The organism is Bacteroidia bacterium, assembly GCA_041391665.1.
In the GTDB taxonomy this organism is placed as follows: domain Bacteria; phylum Bacteroidota; class Bacteroidia; order J057; family J057; genus JAGQVA01.
Genome location: JAWKNO010000002.1, coordinates 727,701 through 744,830, shown reverse-complemented (window position 1 = coordinate 744,830; position 17,130 = coordinate 727,701). Strand labels below are relative to the sequence as shown.

Annotated in this window: 12 protein-coding genes; 7 read left to right on the top strand and 5 right to left on the bottom strand. The window is 43.7% G+C overall.

Annotation, left to right across the window (positions count from 1 at the left end):
• The first annotated feature begins 110 nt into the window (after positions 1 to 110).
• From R3D00_14710 to prfA, 5 genes are all read left to right on the top strand, one after another.
• A complete protein-coding gene (locus R3D00_14710; GenBank protein ID MEZ4774434.1) occupies positions 111 to 2,099 on the top strand; it encodes a T9SS type A sorting domain-containing protein in 1,989 nt (662 codons plus the stop codon).
• 211 nt (positions 2,100 to 2,310) lie between these two features.
• Positions 2,311 to 4,326, top strand: a complete 2,016-nt coding sequence (ftsH, locus tag R3D00_14705; protein MEZ4774433.1) for an ATP-dependent zinc metalloprotease FtsH — start codon at positions 2,311 to 2,313, stop codon at positions 4,324 to 4,326.
• Complete coding sequence (locus R3D00_14700) at positions 4,323 to 5,117, top strand: UDP-2,3-diacylglucosamine diphosphatase (protein ID MEZ4774432.1); 795 nt, start codon at positions 4,323 to 4,325, stop codon at positions 5,115 to 5,117. The genes ftsH and R3D00_14700 overlap by 4 nt, the downstream gene beginning before the upstream one ends.
• A complete protein-coding gene (locus R3D00_14695; protein ID MEZ4774431.1) occupies positions 5,110 to 5,997 on the top strand; it encodes a hypothetical protein in 888 nt (295 codons plus the stop codon). Before R3D00_14700 ends, R3D00_14695 begins: the two co-directional genes overlap by 8 nt.
• A 30-nt stretch (positions 5,998 to 6,027) precedes the next feature.
• Positions 6,028 to 7,098, top strand: a complete 1,071-nt coding sequence (gene prfA / locus R3D00_14690) for a peptide chain release factor 1 (protein MEZ4774430.1) — start codon at positions 6,028 to 6,030, stop codon at positions 7,096 to 7,098.
• 10 nt (positions 7,099 to 7,108) lie between these two features.
• Here the strand turns inward: prfA and R3D00_14685 are convergent, their stop codons facing one another.
• On the bottom strand, positions 7,109 to 8,485 hold the full coding sequence (locus R3D00_14685) for an NAD(P)/FAD-dependent oxidoreductase (GenBank protein ID MEZ4774429.1): 1,377 nt from the start codon (positions 8,483 to 8,485) through the stop codon (positions 7,109 to 7,111).
• 80 nt (positions 8,486 to 8,565) lie between these two features.
• Between R3D00_14685 and R3D00_14680 the strand changes: the two genes are divergently transcribed.
• Positions 8,566 to 9,216 carry a response regulator transcription factor gene (locus R3D00_14680; GenBank protein MEZ4774428.1) on the top strand — a complete coding sequence of 217 codons (651 nt, stop codon included), beginning with the start codon at positions 8,566 to 8,568 and terminating at the stop codon, positions 9,214 to 9,216.
• On the opposite strand, the gene R3D00_14675 is transcribed toward R3D00_14680, so the two are convergent.
• From R3D00_14675 to mqnE, 3 genes are read right to left on the bottom strand one after another with little or no spacing between them, the layout of a single operon-like run.
• Positions 9,206 to 9,985 carry a menaquinone biosynthesis protein gene (locus R3D00_14675; GenBank protein ID MEZ4774427.1) on the bottom strand — a complete coding sequence of 260 codons (780 nt, stop codon included), beginning with the start codon at positions 9,983 to 9,985 and terminating at the stop codon, positions 9,206 to 9,208. The genes R3D00_14680 and R3D00_14675 overlap by 11 nt on opposite strands.
• Positions 9,986 to 9,990: 5 nt before the next feature.
• Positions 9,991 to 10,632 carry a histidine phosphatase family protein gene (locus tag R3D00_14670; GenBank protein MEZ4774426.1) on the bottom strand — a complete coding sequence of 214 codons (642 nt, stop codon included), beginning with the start codon at positions 10,630 to 10,632 and terminating at the stop codon, positions 9,991 to 9,993.
• Complete coding sequence (gene mqnE / locus R3D00_14665; GenBank protein ID MEZ4774425.1) at positions 10,629 to 11,798, bottom strand: aminofutalosine synthase MqnE; 1,170 nt, start codon at positions 11,796 to 11,798, stop codon at positions 10,629 to 10,631. Before mqnE ends, R3D00_14670 begins: the two co-directional genes overlap by 4 nt.
• Positions 11,799 to 12,109: 311 nt before the next feature.
• Here mqnE and R3D00_14660 point away from each other — a divergent pair, with 311 nt between their 5' ends.
• Positions 12,110 to 14,971, top strand: coding sequence for a DEAD/DEAH box helicase (locus tag R3D00_14660; protein MEZ4774424.1), 2,862 nt, complete (start codon positions 12,110 to 12,112; stop codon positions 14,969 to 14,971).
• Here the strand turns inward: R3D00_14660 and R3D00_14655 are convergent, their stop codons facing one another.
• The gene (locus tag R3D00_14655) at positions 14,972 to 17,068 is read right to left on the bottom strand and encodes a tetratricopeptide repeat protein (protein ID MEZ4774423.1); all 2,097 of its coding nucleotides are present in this window, start codon (positions 17,066 to 17,068) and stop codon (positions 14,972 to 14,974) included.
• Positions 17,069 to 17,130 lie beyond the last annotated feature (62 nt).

Genomic DNA, 17,130 nt, shown 5'->3' with positions numbered 1-17,130 from the left:
CCTTCATGCACCAACCCCATGCACAACAGATACGTGATTGTAAAAAGAGGGAATCTTTCCCATTTTTGCAGCTCATATTATTTTTTTCTTCTGACTTTCCGCCAATGACTATGGCCAAATATATATTCTCTTTTTTGTGGTTAATCTCCGGTTTCTGTCTCTCTTTCTCCCAGGGAAAGCTGATGATTGCCGGCGGAGGTTTGATATATCCCGGTGGCTGGAGTGATGCCCCCTATGCATGGGCCATAAATCAGGCTCACAATCATAAGGTCGCGATTATTCGGACAAGCTATACAGCTGAAAATCAGGAAGATTATCTTATCGATCTGGGCGCCGCCAAAGTGCGCTATTTTGCGATTTCATTTCCGGCTCTTGCCAATCACAAACCTACCATCGACTCGCTGATGTTGTATGATTTCTGGTTGTTTGAAGAACAATCGCCTGTGGAAATGTACACCATTTTCAGAAATACCAAACTCGATTCAGCCGTGGAAGCGAAGTTTCAGCAAGGAGGAGTGATAGGTACAAATGGAAACGCAGCTGCACTTTTATCAGATGTGGTCTTTACAGGCGCTTATGGAAATATCGAAAGTGCCGAAGCCTTGGCTGACGTCAGAGATGCACGAATACAGCTAAAAAATGATTTTTTTTCCCTGACAGAAGGTTATGTAATCGATCCTTCCTTTTCCGAAAAAGGAAGATTTGGCCGTACGCTGGCTTTTATGGCGCGTTGGTGGGTCGAAAAAAAGGAGGTAATCTCTGGACTGGGAATAGATGAACAAACCGCATTCTGTGTGGACAGCATGGGCAATGGCCGTGTGTATGGCACAGGAGCTGCAGTCCTATTGCTCAATGACATAAGTGCGGACAACTTCACCCTGAATGCAGGAAAACCTGTCATAGATTCGCTGCGGTTTATCCAGTTGCTGGATGGGGATCAGTTTAACATTATTAGTTGGGAAGTTAAGGGTATGCATACCATGCTGACTCCCGGTATTGGTGAAGAAATGGCCGATCAAACCCTGCTGTTCAGCGGAGGAACAGATCTCTCCGGCAATGAAAGATTCCTGGACACCCTGATTTACGGTACAGGCTATCCTTCCGATAAGATACTCATTATCACTGGCGAATCGGATTCCTATGCACAAGTCGTAAAAGCAATGCTGGAAGCCAGAGGGGCAGCGATTGTAAATGTCTTGCGAACAACTGAAATTTTTGAAAATGATCCCGCGAAAAATGCAGAAATACTGGCTTCACATAAATTTCTATTTGCCCATAATGACCCAGCCGCACTCACAGAATTTTTACGATCCGGCACAAACGGTCCCCTTCTGCTATCGAGAGTTCTAGAGCCCGCAACGATCGGCGCATTTATGGGACAGGACTGCCAACTTGCCAGTCCGTGGCTCATTTCCCCGCAACAGGTACGATCAGCCACGCTGACGGATGCAGAAAGCCATCTATTTTTACAACCCGGGCTTGGCATTCTCCAGACAACCGCTATTATCCCCCAGTCAGAAGATCAAAACAACTATTTTTCGTATCCAACCACCGGGATACCCTATCTGATGGCCAACAAGACACTCGCCTATGGCGTCTCACTTTCTGAAGGGAGTTTTCTCAAATATTATACCGCACAAAATCAAACCTGGATGATCTCACACGGTAAAAATCCGGCAATCTTACTCCACAATCCAGGTACAAACATTCATGTCAGAGAAACTGAATATCCGGTATCCAGAAACGCTACAGGGTTTGACAATATGCGGATATCGCTGCTTGACAGTATCGCTTTCCGGCTAGGAACCGTCACTCCTCCTGCGGAAGAATCACAAAGTGAAAACGCAGATTGGATCAACATTTACCCAAACCCCGTCAAGGAAAACATGAATATTCTGCTCACAGGCAAACCATCGGGGACGTACACCTTCCAGTTACTTAACAGTGATGGACAAAATGTAATCACCCAGACTTTTGTACTTCAGCCCAATACACATACGATCAGAATCCCTGTTCCAGACCTGCTCCCAGGCGTTTATATGCTATTGGTAAAGGAGTCAGGTAAAAAAATAATCAAACGTATTCAGGTGATTCATTGAGTTAACCCTGTAATCTCAGCTACGTATGACTAGTAATTTAACATTATTGGCAAATTTTGCTTTTAAAAGCAGAAAAAATGGCAGTACTTTCGGGTAGGTATAAGATTTGATACCTAAACCTGTTGATTAGCCAACAAATACCCTTAATTTTAAGTTAATCATTCTGACTGACTAAAAGCTAAAACCAAAATTCCCCGAACGGAAAATTTATATGGCAGATAATCAAAATCCGACTGACAGAAACAGAAACCCAAAGCCCAACAATAATATTTATTGGATATACATTGTTGTACTGGCCTTTTTCATTCTGGTCATGTATATGGTTGGAAATCAAACTGGTCCCGAGGAAATATCGATAACCAAATTTGAAACACTCAACAATGAAGGCCTTGTCGAACGCGTAGAGGTCATCAATGGGACAGATGTTCAGGTCTATCTTACCCCGGAAGGTAAAAAGCAAATGCAGAAAGATCAAAAGGATTCAGATCTGAAAATGAATCCAAACGGACCTCAGTACTATATGAAACGAGGTTCGGCAGAAGCAACTGATAACTACCTTGTGGAAAATAAAATTCCACATACTTATGTAGAAAGGACTGAATGGGGAGACGTTATTCAGTTTTTAATCCCTATCGCTATTCTTGTCGCACTCTGGTTCTTTTTTATGCGGAGAGTAGGTGCAGGCGGCGCCGGAGGCCAGATTTTTAACATTGGCAAAAGTAAAGCAAACCTGTACGACAAGGAAAATAAGGTCAATGTAACCTTTAATGATGTTGCCGGCCTTGAAGAAGCCAAAGAGGAGGTCCAGGAAGTTGTAGAGTTTCTTAAAAATCCTCAAAAATTCACCAAACTGGGTGGCCATATTCCAAAAGGAGTCCTCCTCGTAGGCCCTCCCGGAACAGGTAAAACCCTCCTGGCAAAAGCTGTTGCGGGTGAAGCAAAAGTTCCCTTCTTCTCACTGAGTGGTTCTGACTTTGTGGAAATGTTTGTGGGAGTAGGTGCCGCCCGTGTTCGCGACCTGTTTAAGCAGGCAAAAGAAAAAGCACCTTGTATCATATTCATCGACGAAATTGATGCCGTGGGAAGAAGCCGGGGAAGAATGAATGTAACCGGCGGAAACGACGAGCGGGAAAATACCCTCAATCAATTGCTCGTAGAAATGGATGGTTTTGGCAGCGATACGGGTGTAATCCTCATGGCGGCAACCAATCGTCCTGACGTACTTGACCCGGCGCTTTTACGTGCCGGTCGTTTCGACCGCCAGATTGGCGTAGATCTCCCCGATATCAAAGGCCGTGAGGCTATCTTTAAAGTCCACCTGAAAAAACTCACCCTGTCTGATGAAGTAAATATCAAACGACTGGCTTCCCAAACTCCGGGATTTGTGGGTGCAGATATTATGAACGTCTGCAATGAAGCTGCTCTGATCGCCGCAAGAAAAAACAAAAAAGCCGTCGAAATGGATGACTTCCAGGACGCTGTGGACCGGGTGATCGGCGGCCTTGAAAAGAAAAACAAAATTATCTCCCCTGAAGAGAAAAAAATTGTCGCCTACCACGAAGCTGGCCACGCCGTTTCCGGATGGTATCTGGAACATGCTCACCCACTCGTGAAAGTTTCTATTGTACCTCGTGGCCTGGCTGCACTTGGCTATGCACAATATCTCCCCAAAGAGCAATATCTCCGCACCTACAATGAACTGATTGATACCATGTGTATGACCCTTGGCGGGCGCGCTGCAGAAGAAGTGGTTTTTGGAGAAGTATCCACCGGTGCACTCAATGACCTGGAAAAAATAACAGCCACGGCCTATGCTATGGTCACACGTTATGGAATGAACCCGAAAGTCGGCCAGGTATCCTTCAAAGAAGACGGGGAATACAGTTTTACCAAACCTTATTCTGAAGCTACAGCTAAATTGATCGACGAAGAAGTAAAACAGATCATTGATCTGGCCTACGAACGCACAAAAAAGTTGCTGCTTGACCATAAAGACGATCTGGAAGCCATTGCTCAGGAACTTCTCCGCAAGGAAGTACTCTTCAAAGAAGACCTGACAACGCTTATCGGAGAGCGACCCTTCAAAGAATATAACCCGCTGGCTTTTGAAGAAGATACGACGGAATCCAAAGTTGATCAGCCTTCAAACAACGGGAAAATCAATAACCACGAAGAATCGCCTGAGGAAAATCGTCTGGAACTGGAAGACGAATCCAAAAGCCATTGATAAGACGAAATAACATATACTTTGTCTCTGATCTGCATCTGGGTGCTCCCGACCATGGATCAAGTCTGATTCGTGAAAAACATTTTGTTGACTGGCTAAAAACCATTGAAAGCCAGACCACTGAGCTTTACCTTTTGGGGGATATATTTGATTTCTGGTATGAATACAAATATGCCATCCCAAAAGGTTTTGTGCGTGTGTTAGGGCAGCTTGCCACAATGGCCGACAATGGAGTGCTCATCCATATTTTCACAGGAAACCACGATCTCTGGTACAGAGACTATCTGGTAAAAGAAATCGGCGCAAAGGTGTACAGCGAGCCGGTAATTCGCGAGATTTACGGGAAGAAGTTTTACCTCGCCCACGGCGATGGACTGGGGCCCGGAGACGCGGGGTATAAATGGATGAAAAAGGTTTTTACCAGTCGAGTCAACCAATGGCTTTTCACCCGGCTCCACCCTGACTATGGTATCGGACTTGCCCGATTTTTCTCCTCTCTCAGCAGAAATCATAATTATGGAGACACGCAAGGCAAAGAGGTATTCCATCATGGAAATAAAGAGTATCTGTACATACATGCCCATGAAATTTTAAAACAAATGCCTGATATTCAGGTATTTGTTTTTGGACACAGGCATATTCTCATTCGGGATGAAATTGCACCTGGCAGCGAACTGGTTATGCTCGGAGACTGGATTCAATATTTTTCCTTCCTCGAAGTAAGCGAAACAGGTTTGCATCTGGATATTTTCCCCTTATTTCAACATCAAATTTTACCACAGTATGAATAAGTTATTCCGGTTACTGTGGATTTTTTTTGCCCTTCACCCAATATTTTTTGCCCAGGCACAGGGGTTTCGCCTGGATTCCGTTACAACGATAACCACCGCATCGGCCTGCGAATCCATAGAAGTGGATAGTGAAGGAAATATCCTCCTGCTTGATACAGATCAAAGTCAGTTGTATAAATTATTTCGAAATACTGGCTACGATTCTGCAATAGTGATTGGTGGTAAAAGTTTTCGCAATGAAGGTTTCCTGCACCCGGTAAAAATGTCGGTCAAAAACCGACAAAATCTTTACCTGCTGGATGATGTCGAACGGCGCATTATCCTCTTGAATACCAATTTTAAACTGGCAGGTGAGTTCAATTTCCTCCAGCCCGTAACTTCTCAGCAAGGTTTTAGAGAAGAAACTGATATTTACCCAGTCAATTTTGATATAAGTGTTGATGGTACACAGTTTGTCCTCAATCAGCTGGACAATAAAATTTATGTATTTTACCCCTCCGGAGGTCTTCAGTTGTCTTTCGGCGGACTGGATTATGGGCAGGGAGTGTTGAAAGCTCCGGTTGACGTACAGGTAAATGAAAAGAATTATGTATTTGTAAGCGATACGATCGCCGGAGAAATTATGGTCTTTGATAACTTTGGAAGCTACCGAACCACAAGGAAACCACAGACAGATTTTCCCTGGAAAAAATTCCACCTGGCAGGCAATACCTTGTTATGCTTTGATCAGAAAAATATATATCTCGAAAATATGCTTACCGGCCAGTACTACACAATCAATGCCCCCAATAAAGTGCTTGTCACAGATTTAAAACTAAAAGGGGAATACCTTTACTTGTTGCAAAAAAATGCGGTAAATTTGTACCGCATTGGCGAATAATCGCTTTAGCTAAAGAGAAATTTACAGGACATGCTCGAAAAACTTGCACAAATTGAAGCCCGCTTTGAAGAAGTAAAGCAGGAAATTATTGATCCGGAAGTAATTGCTGATATGAAACGCTATAAAGCGCTGAATATCGAATACAAAGAGTTGGAAAAAATAGTCCTCAAAACCCATGCATATCGCTCTGTCCTAAGCAATATTACAAACTGCAAAGACATCATCAATAACGAAAAAGACGAGGAGATGAAAGACCTCGCCAAAGAAGAGTTATCAGGTTTACTCCCTGAAAAAGAGCAAATTGAGGAAGAAATCAAGTTTTTGCTTATCCCCAGAGATCCCAATGACTCCAAAAACGTTGTGCTCGAAGTGAGTGCTGGGACAGGAGGTGACGAAGCCAGCCTTTTTGTAGGAGATCTTTTTCGGATGTATCAGCGCTATTGTGAACACCAGGGACTCAAATTTGAGATCAACAGCCTACAGGACGGCTCACAAGGTGGCTATAAAGAAGCGATAGCCACGATCAGTGGAGAAGATGCCTATGGCCTGCTAAAATTTGAATCTGGCGTCCACAGGGTACAACGTGTACCCAAAACGGAAGCACAGGGGAGAATCCACACTTCTGCTGCTACGGTAGCTATCATGCCTGAAGCAGAAGACTTTGACGTGGAAATCCACGAAAATGATATTATTAAAGAAACCAAAACTGCATCGGGTCCTGGTGGACAGTCCGTAAATACTACTTACTCGGCAGTTGTTCTTACCCATAAACCTACGGGCGTAAGGGTTTCTATGCAGGATGAAAAATCTCAGCTGAAAAATTTTGAGAAAGCCATGCGGATCCTTCGCGCCCGTGTGTACAAACTCGAAATGGACAAACGAAAACTGGAAGAGGACCAGCTTCGCCGCTCGATGGTCGGTAGCGGAGACCGCAGTGAAAAAATCCGCACCTACAACTTCCCACAGGGAAGGGTAACTGATCACCGAATTGGTCTGACAATTTACAATCTGGCTGGCATCCTTGATGGCGATATTGGCCAATTGATCGAGCAGCTCCGATTAGCGGAAAATGCTGCAAAACTCAAAGACGGAGCGTCATAGCCATAGAATCTTACGAAAATCCGGGGATTGAAAAATCTGCGCCCAGCCGCTCATTGATGAGCTGCCCGGCCAGCTTATAATCAATTTCGTCCAGATCTGTCAGTCCATCTATAAGCTTTTCGAGAATTTCAAGATTGATCTGCCCACGGCGATAAGCTTCGGCATAAGGTACTCTGCTGAATGAAACCAGTTCGTATCGGGAAAAATATGGGCCAAAATTCTGTCCAAGCAAATGCTCTACTTTTTTTCGAAATAAGAACTTTTCATCTGCTACCGTATCCCGCATTTCCACAAAATTTTCCAGGGCCATATCTGCAATCGCATCGGCATTGACTTTTCGTTTTTCCTGATAGACTTCGAATATTTTCCCCCAGTCTGGGCCATACTGATCAATGCACTCACTTAAAACCGTACAATCTTCAAATGCGGCATTCATACCCTGCCCAAAAAATGGAACAATTGCATGAGCCGCATCCCCCAGCAGCGCAACTTGACCTGATATCCAGGGATAACAACGAATCGTAACTAACGAACTGGTAGGGTTTGTGAAAAAATCATCTATCAGATCAGGAATCAAAGGGACTGCATCGGAGAAGTGCTGATCAAAAAATACCTGAACGGCTTCTTTCGTCTGTAGATTGGCAAAGCTATTTTTTCCCTCGAACGGAAAAAACAAGGTACAGGTAAATGAGCCATCCGGGTTTGGGAGAGCAATCATCATAAAGTTGCCTCTTGGCCAAATATGCAGGGCGTGTTTTTCCAAAAGGAAAGAGCCGCCGGGGCCGGGCGGTATCGTCAGCTCTTTATAACCATGTGCCAGATAAGACTGAGAAAAATCAAATCTGGGGGTTTTTTGCATATCATATCTTACGGCAGAAAATGCACCATCACAAGCCAGGGTAATATCACCGGGCGCAACCAGTTTTTCCCCGGATTCGATATCTTTCAGCGTAAGTTTGCCTGATGCGAAATCCATTTCTTCACAGATCTTTCCAAAATGGAAATTGACGTTGTCATAAGACTCCGCCCTTGTCATCAGCGACTTGTTGAGTTCTGCCCGCGAAACAGAATAGATACAGCTTTTCCGGTCACGACTATACGCCTGGAAAGTCTGATCGCCGGTTTCATCGTGAATCATCCGTCCATACATAGGAATCGCCATTTTCATAACCTCGGCATCCATTCCCGTTTCCGTCAGGGCATGAATGCCCCGAACAGATAACGCAAGGTTGATAGAACGCCCTCCCTCCGCTTCTTTTTTCCGCATATCCGGCCTGCGTTCATAGACATTGACGCTAAATCCTTTTTGGGCGAGATATACAGCCATCAGCGATCCGGCAAGACCTGCTCCGACGAGATTGATTGTAGAATTGTCCTTAAACACCATAAATCACCTCCAGATATAAATTTCACGGTAATTAATAGTTGGCAAATTACTATCTTATGCCGGGGAATTAAAATGACTATATGTCAAAAATAAAAATTGGTACGGCAGATGATCATAACTTATTCAGAATAGGCCTGTCTACGCTTTTAGAAGAAAACCCTGAATTTGAAATCGTCTTACAGGCCAGCAACGGAAATTCGCTCTTAAAGGCGATTCCTGAGGCAAAACCAGACATTATCCTACTGGATCTCAAAATGCCTGTCATGGATGGAATTGAGGCAGCGGAGATTATCAGAAACGAATATCCTGCCATTCGGCTCATCGCACTTTCGGGGTACGACAAAGAAGATTTCATCCTGCATATGATGGAAAAGGGAATTCACGGGTTTCTCAATAAAAACTCGGAGCCGGAGGAAGTTGAAACCGCCATTTACTCCGTCATGGAAAATGGATTCTATTTCAATGACCGCATTTCCCGCATCATGTTGAAAGGATTGCTAACCAAAAAACGCATCACACCATCTTTCAATAGTGAGGTAGAGCTTTCTGAAAGAGAACAGGAAATATTGGAACTTATCTGCAAGGAGTATACAAACCGCGAAATTTCAGACAAACTCGCCATCAGCGTACGGACAGTAGAAGGCTACAGGACCAGCATGCTTCAAAAAATAGGTGCGCGAAATACGGCGGGACTGGTTGTATTTGCCTACAAAAACGGAATTATTGATTGAGCACTTGTGGCTCAGATACCGACAGGTTGCGAAGGGCCTGATAATACAATTCTACCGCACGGTGTTTGGGTGCATCAAACCGGAAGTTTAGTGATTCGGTCAGATAACGGGTTGCTTCCGGCAAGGATACTTTATAGGCAGCGGCCCATCTTTCCGCACAAGCTTCCAGCCGGTGGACACCCCAACGCATAGCGTCATTCATTTTCTGTAAAAACTGAGCGGGCACCTGTCCGGGATAATACGCCCAAACGGCAAACGCAAAGGGAAGGCCCGTCATTTTCTGCCATTCGCCGGAAAGGTCATAGGCATATCTGTAGTGATTGCGTACATGTAATGCCTTATCGCCAATGATAACGCCGCCAACATTTCCATCAATCAGGTCAAAATGTTTTTGGTCGGGCATTACGAAGTTTACTGTATGTTTCCAGTGATAACGCATCAGAATCTGCACCAGTCCATTGGAAGTATTGGAATGTGGATCCAGCAGAATTGTGTCCAATTTATCTACCGGGCGTTGTGAAAAAAGAAACACTGATTCAACCGGTCCATTGGCGCCCAGACAGTAGTTGGGCATGATTGACAGACGATGAAAGCGAGGGAGTGAACCAACCGGAATAAGTGCAATCTGGCATTTCTTTTCAAAAAGTGCATCCGCACAAGCAGCGGGCGGATAAAGATGAAAACAAGCTTCCTTCTCGGAAATCAGGGCCTCAAATCCGTCCATAAATGGACGTGTATTCAGATAAGCGACGAGGGCTACATCTATCATGGTGGTTATCCTACATTAAGCTTTGAATTCTCCAAATGCGTAGTGTCGTTGAGCCGGATAAGGTTCGCCTTACCTGCTTCATTTATCTCAACAATGGAAAGTGCCGTATTGTGGTGGTTATACTTTTCCATATGCTGCATCCCTTCTCCCAGAAGGTTACTCAATATTACCCGTAGCTGTCTGCCATGCGAACAAAGAAGCAGGGTTTGATCCATATACTGCTGCCTTAGCATGTCAAACAAAGGAAAAGCCCGATCCCATGCTTCAAGTGGAGATTCTCCCCCGGCGGCTCTTTGCGTAAAGTCGCCTTCAGCCCATTTATGAAGGATTTGACGGAAATCGCGGTTTTGTTCGACGGAAGGTTTTTTCCCTTCATGAATCCCCCAGTTGAGCTCATTCAGGCCGGCATGGGATTGTATCTGAAAACCCTGTTCTTTCCAGAAAGAAAGTGTCTGGTGCGTACGCCTGAGTGTACTGGCAAAAATCCCATCAAACCGCACAGTACTATAGTAATGGTCAAAAAAGGCTTTGGCTTGAGAGAACCCCTCCTCATTTAAAGTGGAGTCGATGCCACTTCCCTGCACAATGCCTTGCCGGTTATAGTCGGTTTCCCCATGCCGGACAAAATAGAGGGTGAGTTTGCTCATACTTTTTCTGCGTAACCGGCCTCCTGTTCGAAGGATTCAACGGAATAGTCGTGTACGATGTGATAAAGGGTATCTCTTTCGATCGGAGTAAAACCTGCGCGTAAAATCAGATCGATCAACTCTGGGGTAGACATAGAAGGGTTCTGGTCTTCAGCTCCGGCCATAGAATAAATTTTGGTGGTATCATCGATTGTTCCATCTATATCATCTACGCCATAAGACAATGCCAATTGTGCGGTCTTGCGGCCAATCATCGGCCAGTAAGCCTTGACATGGTCAAAATTGTCAAGATAAATCCGGCTGATTGCGTAGTTTCTAAGGTCTTCGATTACAGAAACTTCCGGAAGGTGAGACATTTCATTGTTTTGATTGCGAAACTTGAGCGGAATGAAAGTCTGGAAACCACCCGTACGGTCTTGCAGTTCTCGCAGGCGGCGCATATGATCGACACGATGCGCAAAGGTCTCTATATGCCCATACAGAATCGTCGCATTGGTACGAAGTCCCAATTGGTGTGCAATTTCGTGAAGTTCAAGCCATTCGGCAGAGGTACATTTTCCTCCGGCAATCTCTTCGCGGATCACTTCATCAAAAATTTCGGCACCACCGCCGGGGATAGAATCCAGGCCTGCTGCGATGAGCGTTTCCAATCCTTCCCGGTAAGAGATTTTCGCTTTTTTAAATATATAGTGGAATTCGACCGGGGTCAGCGCCTTGATATGCAGTTCGGGGCGGTGTTCTTTAATTTTGCGGAACAAATCCACATAAAACTGAAGGTTATACTGAGGCAGTACCCCACCTACAATATGCACTTCGGTAACAGGTTTGCCGTCATAGCGCCTGACTATTTGCATAATTTCTTCCAGCGACAACTCCCATCCGTCTTCACGCTTTTTGATTCTTCGGGAGTACGAGCAGAAAGAACAAGTGTAAATACAGACATTCGTAGGCTCTATATGAAAATTGCGGTTGAAATAGGTTTTTTTACCCTGTTTACGATGGCGCACATGGCTTGCCAGAATCCCCAGAAAAGAAAGATCGCTGTTTTCATACAGAAACAGACAATCTTCATCAGAGATTCTTTCGTTGTTCAGGACTTTATTAACTATAGATTTTTCCCCTTGAGAAATATGGGAATGGTGGGAAAGATAGTCTATCAGATTCATGGACGAGGGTTTTAGCGGTTAGACCACAACAAAAACAAACTTACAATTTTTTCTGAAACTTCTGTATCTTTTTACGGTTAGAAATCACAGGAGTTCCGGAATATTGTGGCAAATATAGGTGTTTGTACTGAAATAGAGAAGATGAGAGGAAAAGTGAGAAATCAGATAAATATCCTAACAAAGCCAAAGAGTTTTTGCATTTTTATTAAAAAAAATCCTGTTGGTTTCCGAAATATATTTATCTTTAAGCTTGGTTTTTTCTGTAGTGTGAGAAGCTTTAAGCATTTTAGATAAATTTTACTTCCTAATCTATGCGATTAGTTGACCCCAGGCTACCCTTTACCGCGGTTTACTCGATCTATCATCACGAGTATCTGGGCTATATGATTTCTGCACATATTGTGCAGCTACTACCGAGTGGAGATCTCAGTCTTGTCCATCATCGGCTGGTTCCTGAAAATATGGACCAGTTCCTCCACGGGCTTGATGAACAAGATATCGCCTTGATTAAAATGACGGATGAAATATCTCCGCGAAGAATAATCAAAAAGTTTGGAGGAAACCCACGCCATGAAGCTGAATTTTTCACCACAAGATTTATCGGCGAGCTAGCCAATCTGGCGAAAAATTTTGTTCAGCGGAAAGTAGCTGTTATCCTTGATACGCTGGGAGACAAATGGGTATTTGAAATGGGGAATGACGGATACCCGGCCAAAGAACCGATTCGCCTACTGGATGAAAAGGCCTCTGTATGGTTTCATTTCCGAAGAAAGGAATCTTTTACCCGATATTATCCAACCATCAAACTTCGCGGTGATTCGGTGCTCCTTCGCGGTTTACAGGCACGTCTGATCTGTCTTCAGCCTGCCTGGGTTTTGCTCAACGGAGAGATTTTCACCTTTGAAGAAGAAGTAGACGGAAAAAAACTGATTCCATTTCTTAAAAATGAATACATAGTCATTCCCAAAGACACGGAAGCCGTTTATTTCGAAAAATTTATCACCCGGCTGATTGAAAACTACAATGTTGTCGCCAAAGGGTTTGACATTATTGATATTCGTGAAAAACCTGTGTTTCAACTGTTGGTAAAAGAACACGATGGCAGCAGTTTTTCGCTCCTGCCCCGGGTACTATACGGGTCGTTTTGTCTGGATTTGCTCAAGGAAGGGAAAATTCACGCCAAACTGAAACAAATCGGGGATTCCTTTACCTTTCATCGTATTTACAGGGACTGCCGGGAGGAAAAAAAATCCCTTGACTTTCTCGATAGCATAAAGCCAAACGAAAATAGCCTGACGCCCTGGGAATATGTAGAAAAAGAAAAAGGCCTTGCCTGGCTATCTCAGCACCATGATCTGCTAAAAAATAATGGCATTCAGATCGTTCAGGAAAATAAAAGTTACCGGATCAACCTCACCCGGCCGGAGATAACCATGGAAACTCATGATGCCGGCGACTGGTTTGATATCAAGGCTGTAGTTCGAATTGGGCAATTTGAAATTCCTTTTATAAAATTCCGGAGCCATATTCTCCGCAATAAGCGGGAATTTGAACTGCCAGATGGGTCTATAGCTATTCTTCCCGAGGAATGGTTCTCTGACTACCAACACCTGTTGGAAGTGTCGGAAATGCACAATGGAGAAACATTAAGCATAAGAAAATATCAGGTTCCGCTGCTACATTTACCCTCTAAGTCAAATGGAACGGCAAAATTGTTTGAGTCTATCAAACAGCTCGACCGCGTACCGGAATTCGCCCCGCCTGTTCACCTCAATGCGGATTTGAGAAATTATCAGCTACAGGGATACAACTGGCTGATGTTTATGAAAAATCACAGTATGGGAGCGATTCTGGCAGATGATATGGGTTTGGGAAAAACCCTTCAGACCCTTACGCTTCTTCAAAAAGAAAAAGAGTCTGGCGATGCCTTAGCGCCTTCGCTGATTGTGTTGCCGACATCTTTGATTCACAACTGGAAAAACGAAGCTGAGAAATTCACGCCACAACTTCGCGTACATATTCATACAGGTATAAACAGAGCGAAAAATCCGGAAATGTTTTCGGGTTTCGATATTATTCTGACTACCTATGGTATAGCACGTCAGGATATAGACATCCTTCGTGGATTTCCCTTTCACTATGTCATCCTTGACGAAAGTCAGATGATAAAAAATCCCGAGTCAAAAACGGCCCGGGCGGTGCGAAAACTGATCTCGAAATACCGACTTTCCCTTACCGGAACCCCAATCGAAAATACGGTCATGGATATCTGGTCGCAGATGGCCTTTCTCAATCCGGGATTGCTCGGCAATGAAACTTTTTTTAAGCGGTTTTATGTACAACCCATAGAAAAAGACCGGGATACCAAACGATCAGCCAAATTGCAGCGCATTATCTACCCCTTCATTCTTCGCAGAAAAAAACAGCAGGTGGAAAAAGAGCTTCCACCTAAAATTGAGAAGCTGCATTATTGCGATATGGTCGACACGCAGAAAGATTTTTATGAAGAAGTAAGGAGTAGTTACCGAAACTACCTGATGGAATTGATCAGCCAGGGAACATGGAAAAAAAATAAACTCAATATTCTCACCGGGCTGCAAAAGCTTCGTCAGATTGCTATTCACCCACAATTGATTGACAAAGAAAATTACGACCTCCAATCCTCCGGAAAATACCAGGAAGTGCGTCGTATGCTGGATCAGGTTATCAGGAAAAAACGATCAAAGGTATTGATATTCAGCCAATTTGTAAAAATGCTGCATTTACTCCGCGATGACCTCGATCAGGCAGGCATTCGCTACAACTATCTGGATGGAAGTACCAAAGATCGACAAGCGGAAGTAGATTCTTTCCAAACAGACAAGGAAATACAGGTGTTTTTGATTAGCCTGAAAGCGGGGGGTGTGGGGCTGAATCTTACCGCAGCAGACTATGTATTTATTCTGGATCCATGGTGGAACCCGGCCGTAGAAAACCAGGCGATAGATCGTTCACACAGAATCGGCCAGCAGAAAACCGTATTCTATTATAAGTTTATTACAACAGATTCTATCGAGGAAAAGATTCTGAATCTTCAGCGAAAAAAAGCGCAGCTTTCAGATGAAATCATCAATGTAGAGGAAGACGTATATAAATCGCTGGATATCGGAGATATTGAAGATTTGCTAAAATAATCAGGCCGAAATATTGACAGGCTTCTCAGCAATTTTTTTCCGTTTACCTTGTCCTGAAGAAACTTCGGCATCAATCGGTGAAGGTGGGAGAACAAATAATACCGTTGTTCCCACATCAACCTGCGACTCAATCCAGATTCTGCCTTTATGTTGCTCCACAATCTTCTTGCAGATTGAGAGACCGATCCCCGTGCCTTTATACTGAGATTTTTTATTGTGAAGGCGAAGAAAAAGACCAAAAATTTTGTCTTTATACGCCTCATCTATACCGATGCCATTGTCTGCCACTTCAAACCGATAACCTTCTTCCGTCAGGGTACAACTGATTTTAATTTCGGGTTTTCGGTCCGTGCTTCTGAATTTAATGGAATTGTCCACCAGATGTTGAAACAACTGGACCATTTGTCCCTTGTTGGCCGTAATCACAGGAAGGTTTTGGATTGAGATTCGGGCACCCTGGGTCGCCTTGTCGCGATTAAGCGTTTCAATAATAGAAGTAATGACCTGGTTGATATTGACATCTGTATATTCATGTTTTCCGATGCCCACTACAGAATATGCCAGAAGATCAGATAAAAGTGTATCCATCCGGTTTACACCACTGGTGATATAGTCGATAAATTCATTGGCCTGAGTGTCAAGTTTATCGTGATACCGTCGTTTGAGCAGTGTAGTAAAACTGCTGATACTACGGAGAGGCTCGCGCAAATCATGAGAGGTTACATGAGCAAATTGCCTGAGTTCTTCATTGGAACTGGCAAGGCGCTCATTTTGCATGCGGATTTCCTCATTTTTACCAGCGAGAATATAGTTTGTTTCTTTGAGCGTTTTGTTGCGAAGGTAACCCATATAGACGACAGCGAGCAACAATACCATACCCGAACCCAAAAGGATAAAAAACAACTGGCGACTTGAAGATTCTGACTCCTTTTGTTGAAGGATAATTTCATTTTCCCGTTGGCGCAACTTATACTGATGATCGAGTTTTGCCAATTGAGTAATTTTTGTTTCATCCAGGAGGGAATCTTTATAAATAATAAATTGTTTATAGTTTTTATAGGCCTCAGCAGCCATGTTTAGCTCATCGTATGCGCGTGCCCGTTCTTCATAAACATCCCGTATGAGAGAGAGGGAATGGATGGATTCTACGATGGGTTCTACTTCATCCAGTATTGCCAGAGCCTTTTTCGGATTACCGGTTTCTGTATATAGCCCAGCTACCTGAATTTTAAAACTTGATGATTCTTTTTTGGTTCCAATCGCATCAAAGAGAGCTACTGCATTTTCGAGCGATTGAATAGCTGCGCGAAAGTTTTTCTTTTCCCGGTAAAGGTTACCCATCATTCCTTCGGCGTAAGCCAGTCCATATCCATATTGAATAGAATCAGCAATCTGCCGGGAAGCATTAATAAATTTTTCGGCTTTATCGAGCTGCTTTAACTCTAAATATGCGGCCCCCACAGATGCCGTATAGGTAAAGATGTTTTCAGCGTCTTTGGTATATTTCCCTAATCTCAGCGCACGTTCAAAACTATTCAGTGCCTCGGTAAAAGCTTTTTGACTCCAGTAAATCGTGCCCATATTGCGGTGACTGGAAGCAAGGCCTACGGTATCATCTTCTGCCTCAAAAATCTTGAGGGCATTGTATTGATACTCCATAGCTTTTTCAAATTCGCCCAGACTTACATATACTTCAGAAATCTGTGTGAGGTTTTTCGCATTCCGGGAGGGATCATCAATCAGATTGGCCAGTTCATTGGCCTCCAACAGATATTTAATGGAATTGTAATAATCATCTTTAGGATAGAAATAGATCACACCTACGTTGTGAAGAAAAGCGAATTCCGAATTATTATCACGGATCAGCCTTGATATCTCCAGGCCGGTAAGCATACATTTTAATGCCTCATCTGTCTCCCCTTGTTCCATATAATAAATACCAAGCTGTCTGTAGGTATTCATCAATTGGGCTCTTTTGTCCGGGTTTTTGGACAGGGTATCGATCTCCCGCTTCAGGCTGTCGGGATTTCCCCCCAATAACATCTGAGGAAGCAGAACAAGCAAAGTGAAAAGGCCAGATAAGAAAAGATGCTTCATACACCAATAAATATAAAACAATATCCTGGATTTCTACTTATCCAGTGAAAAACGAAAGCACC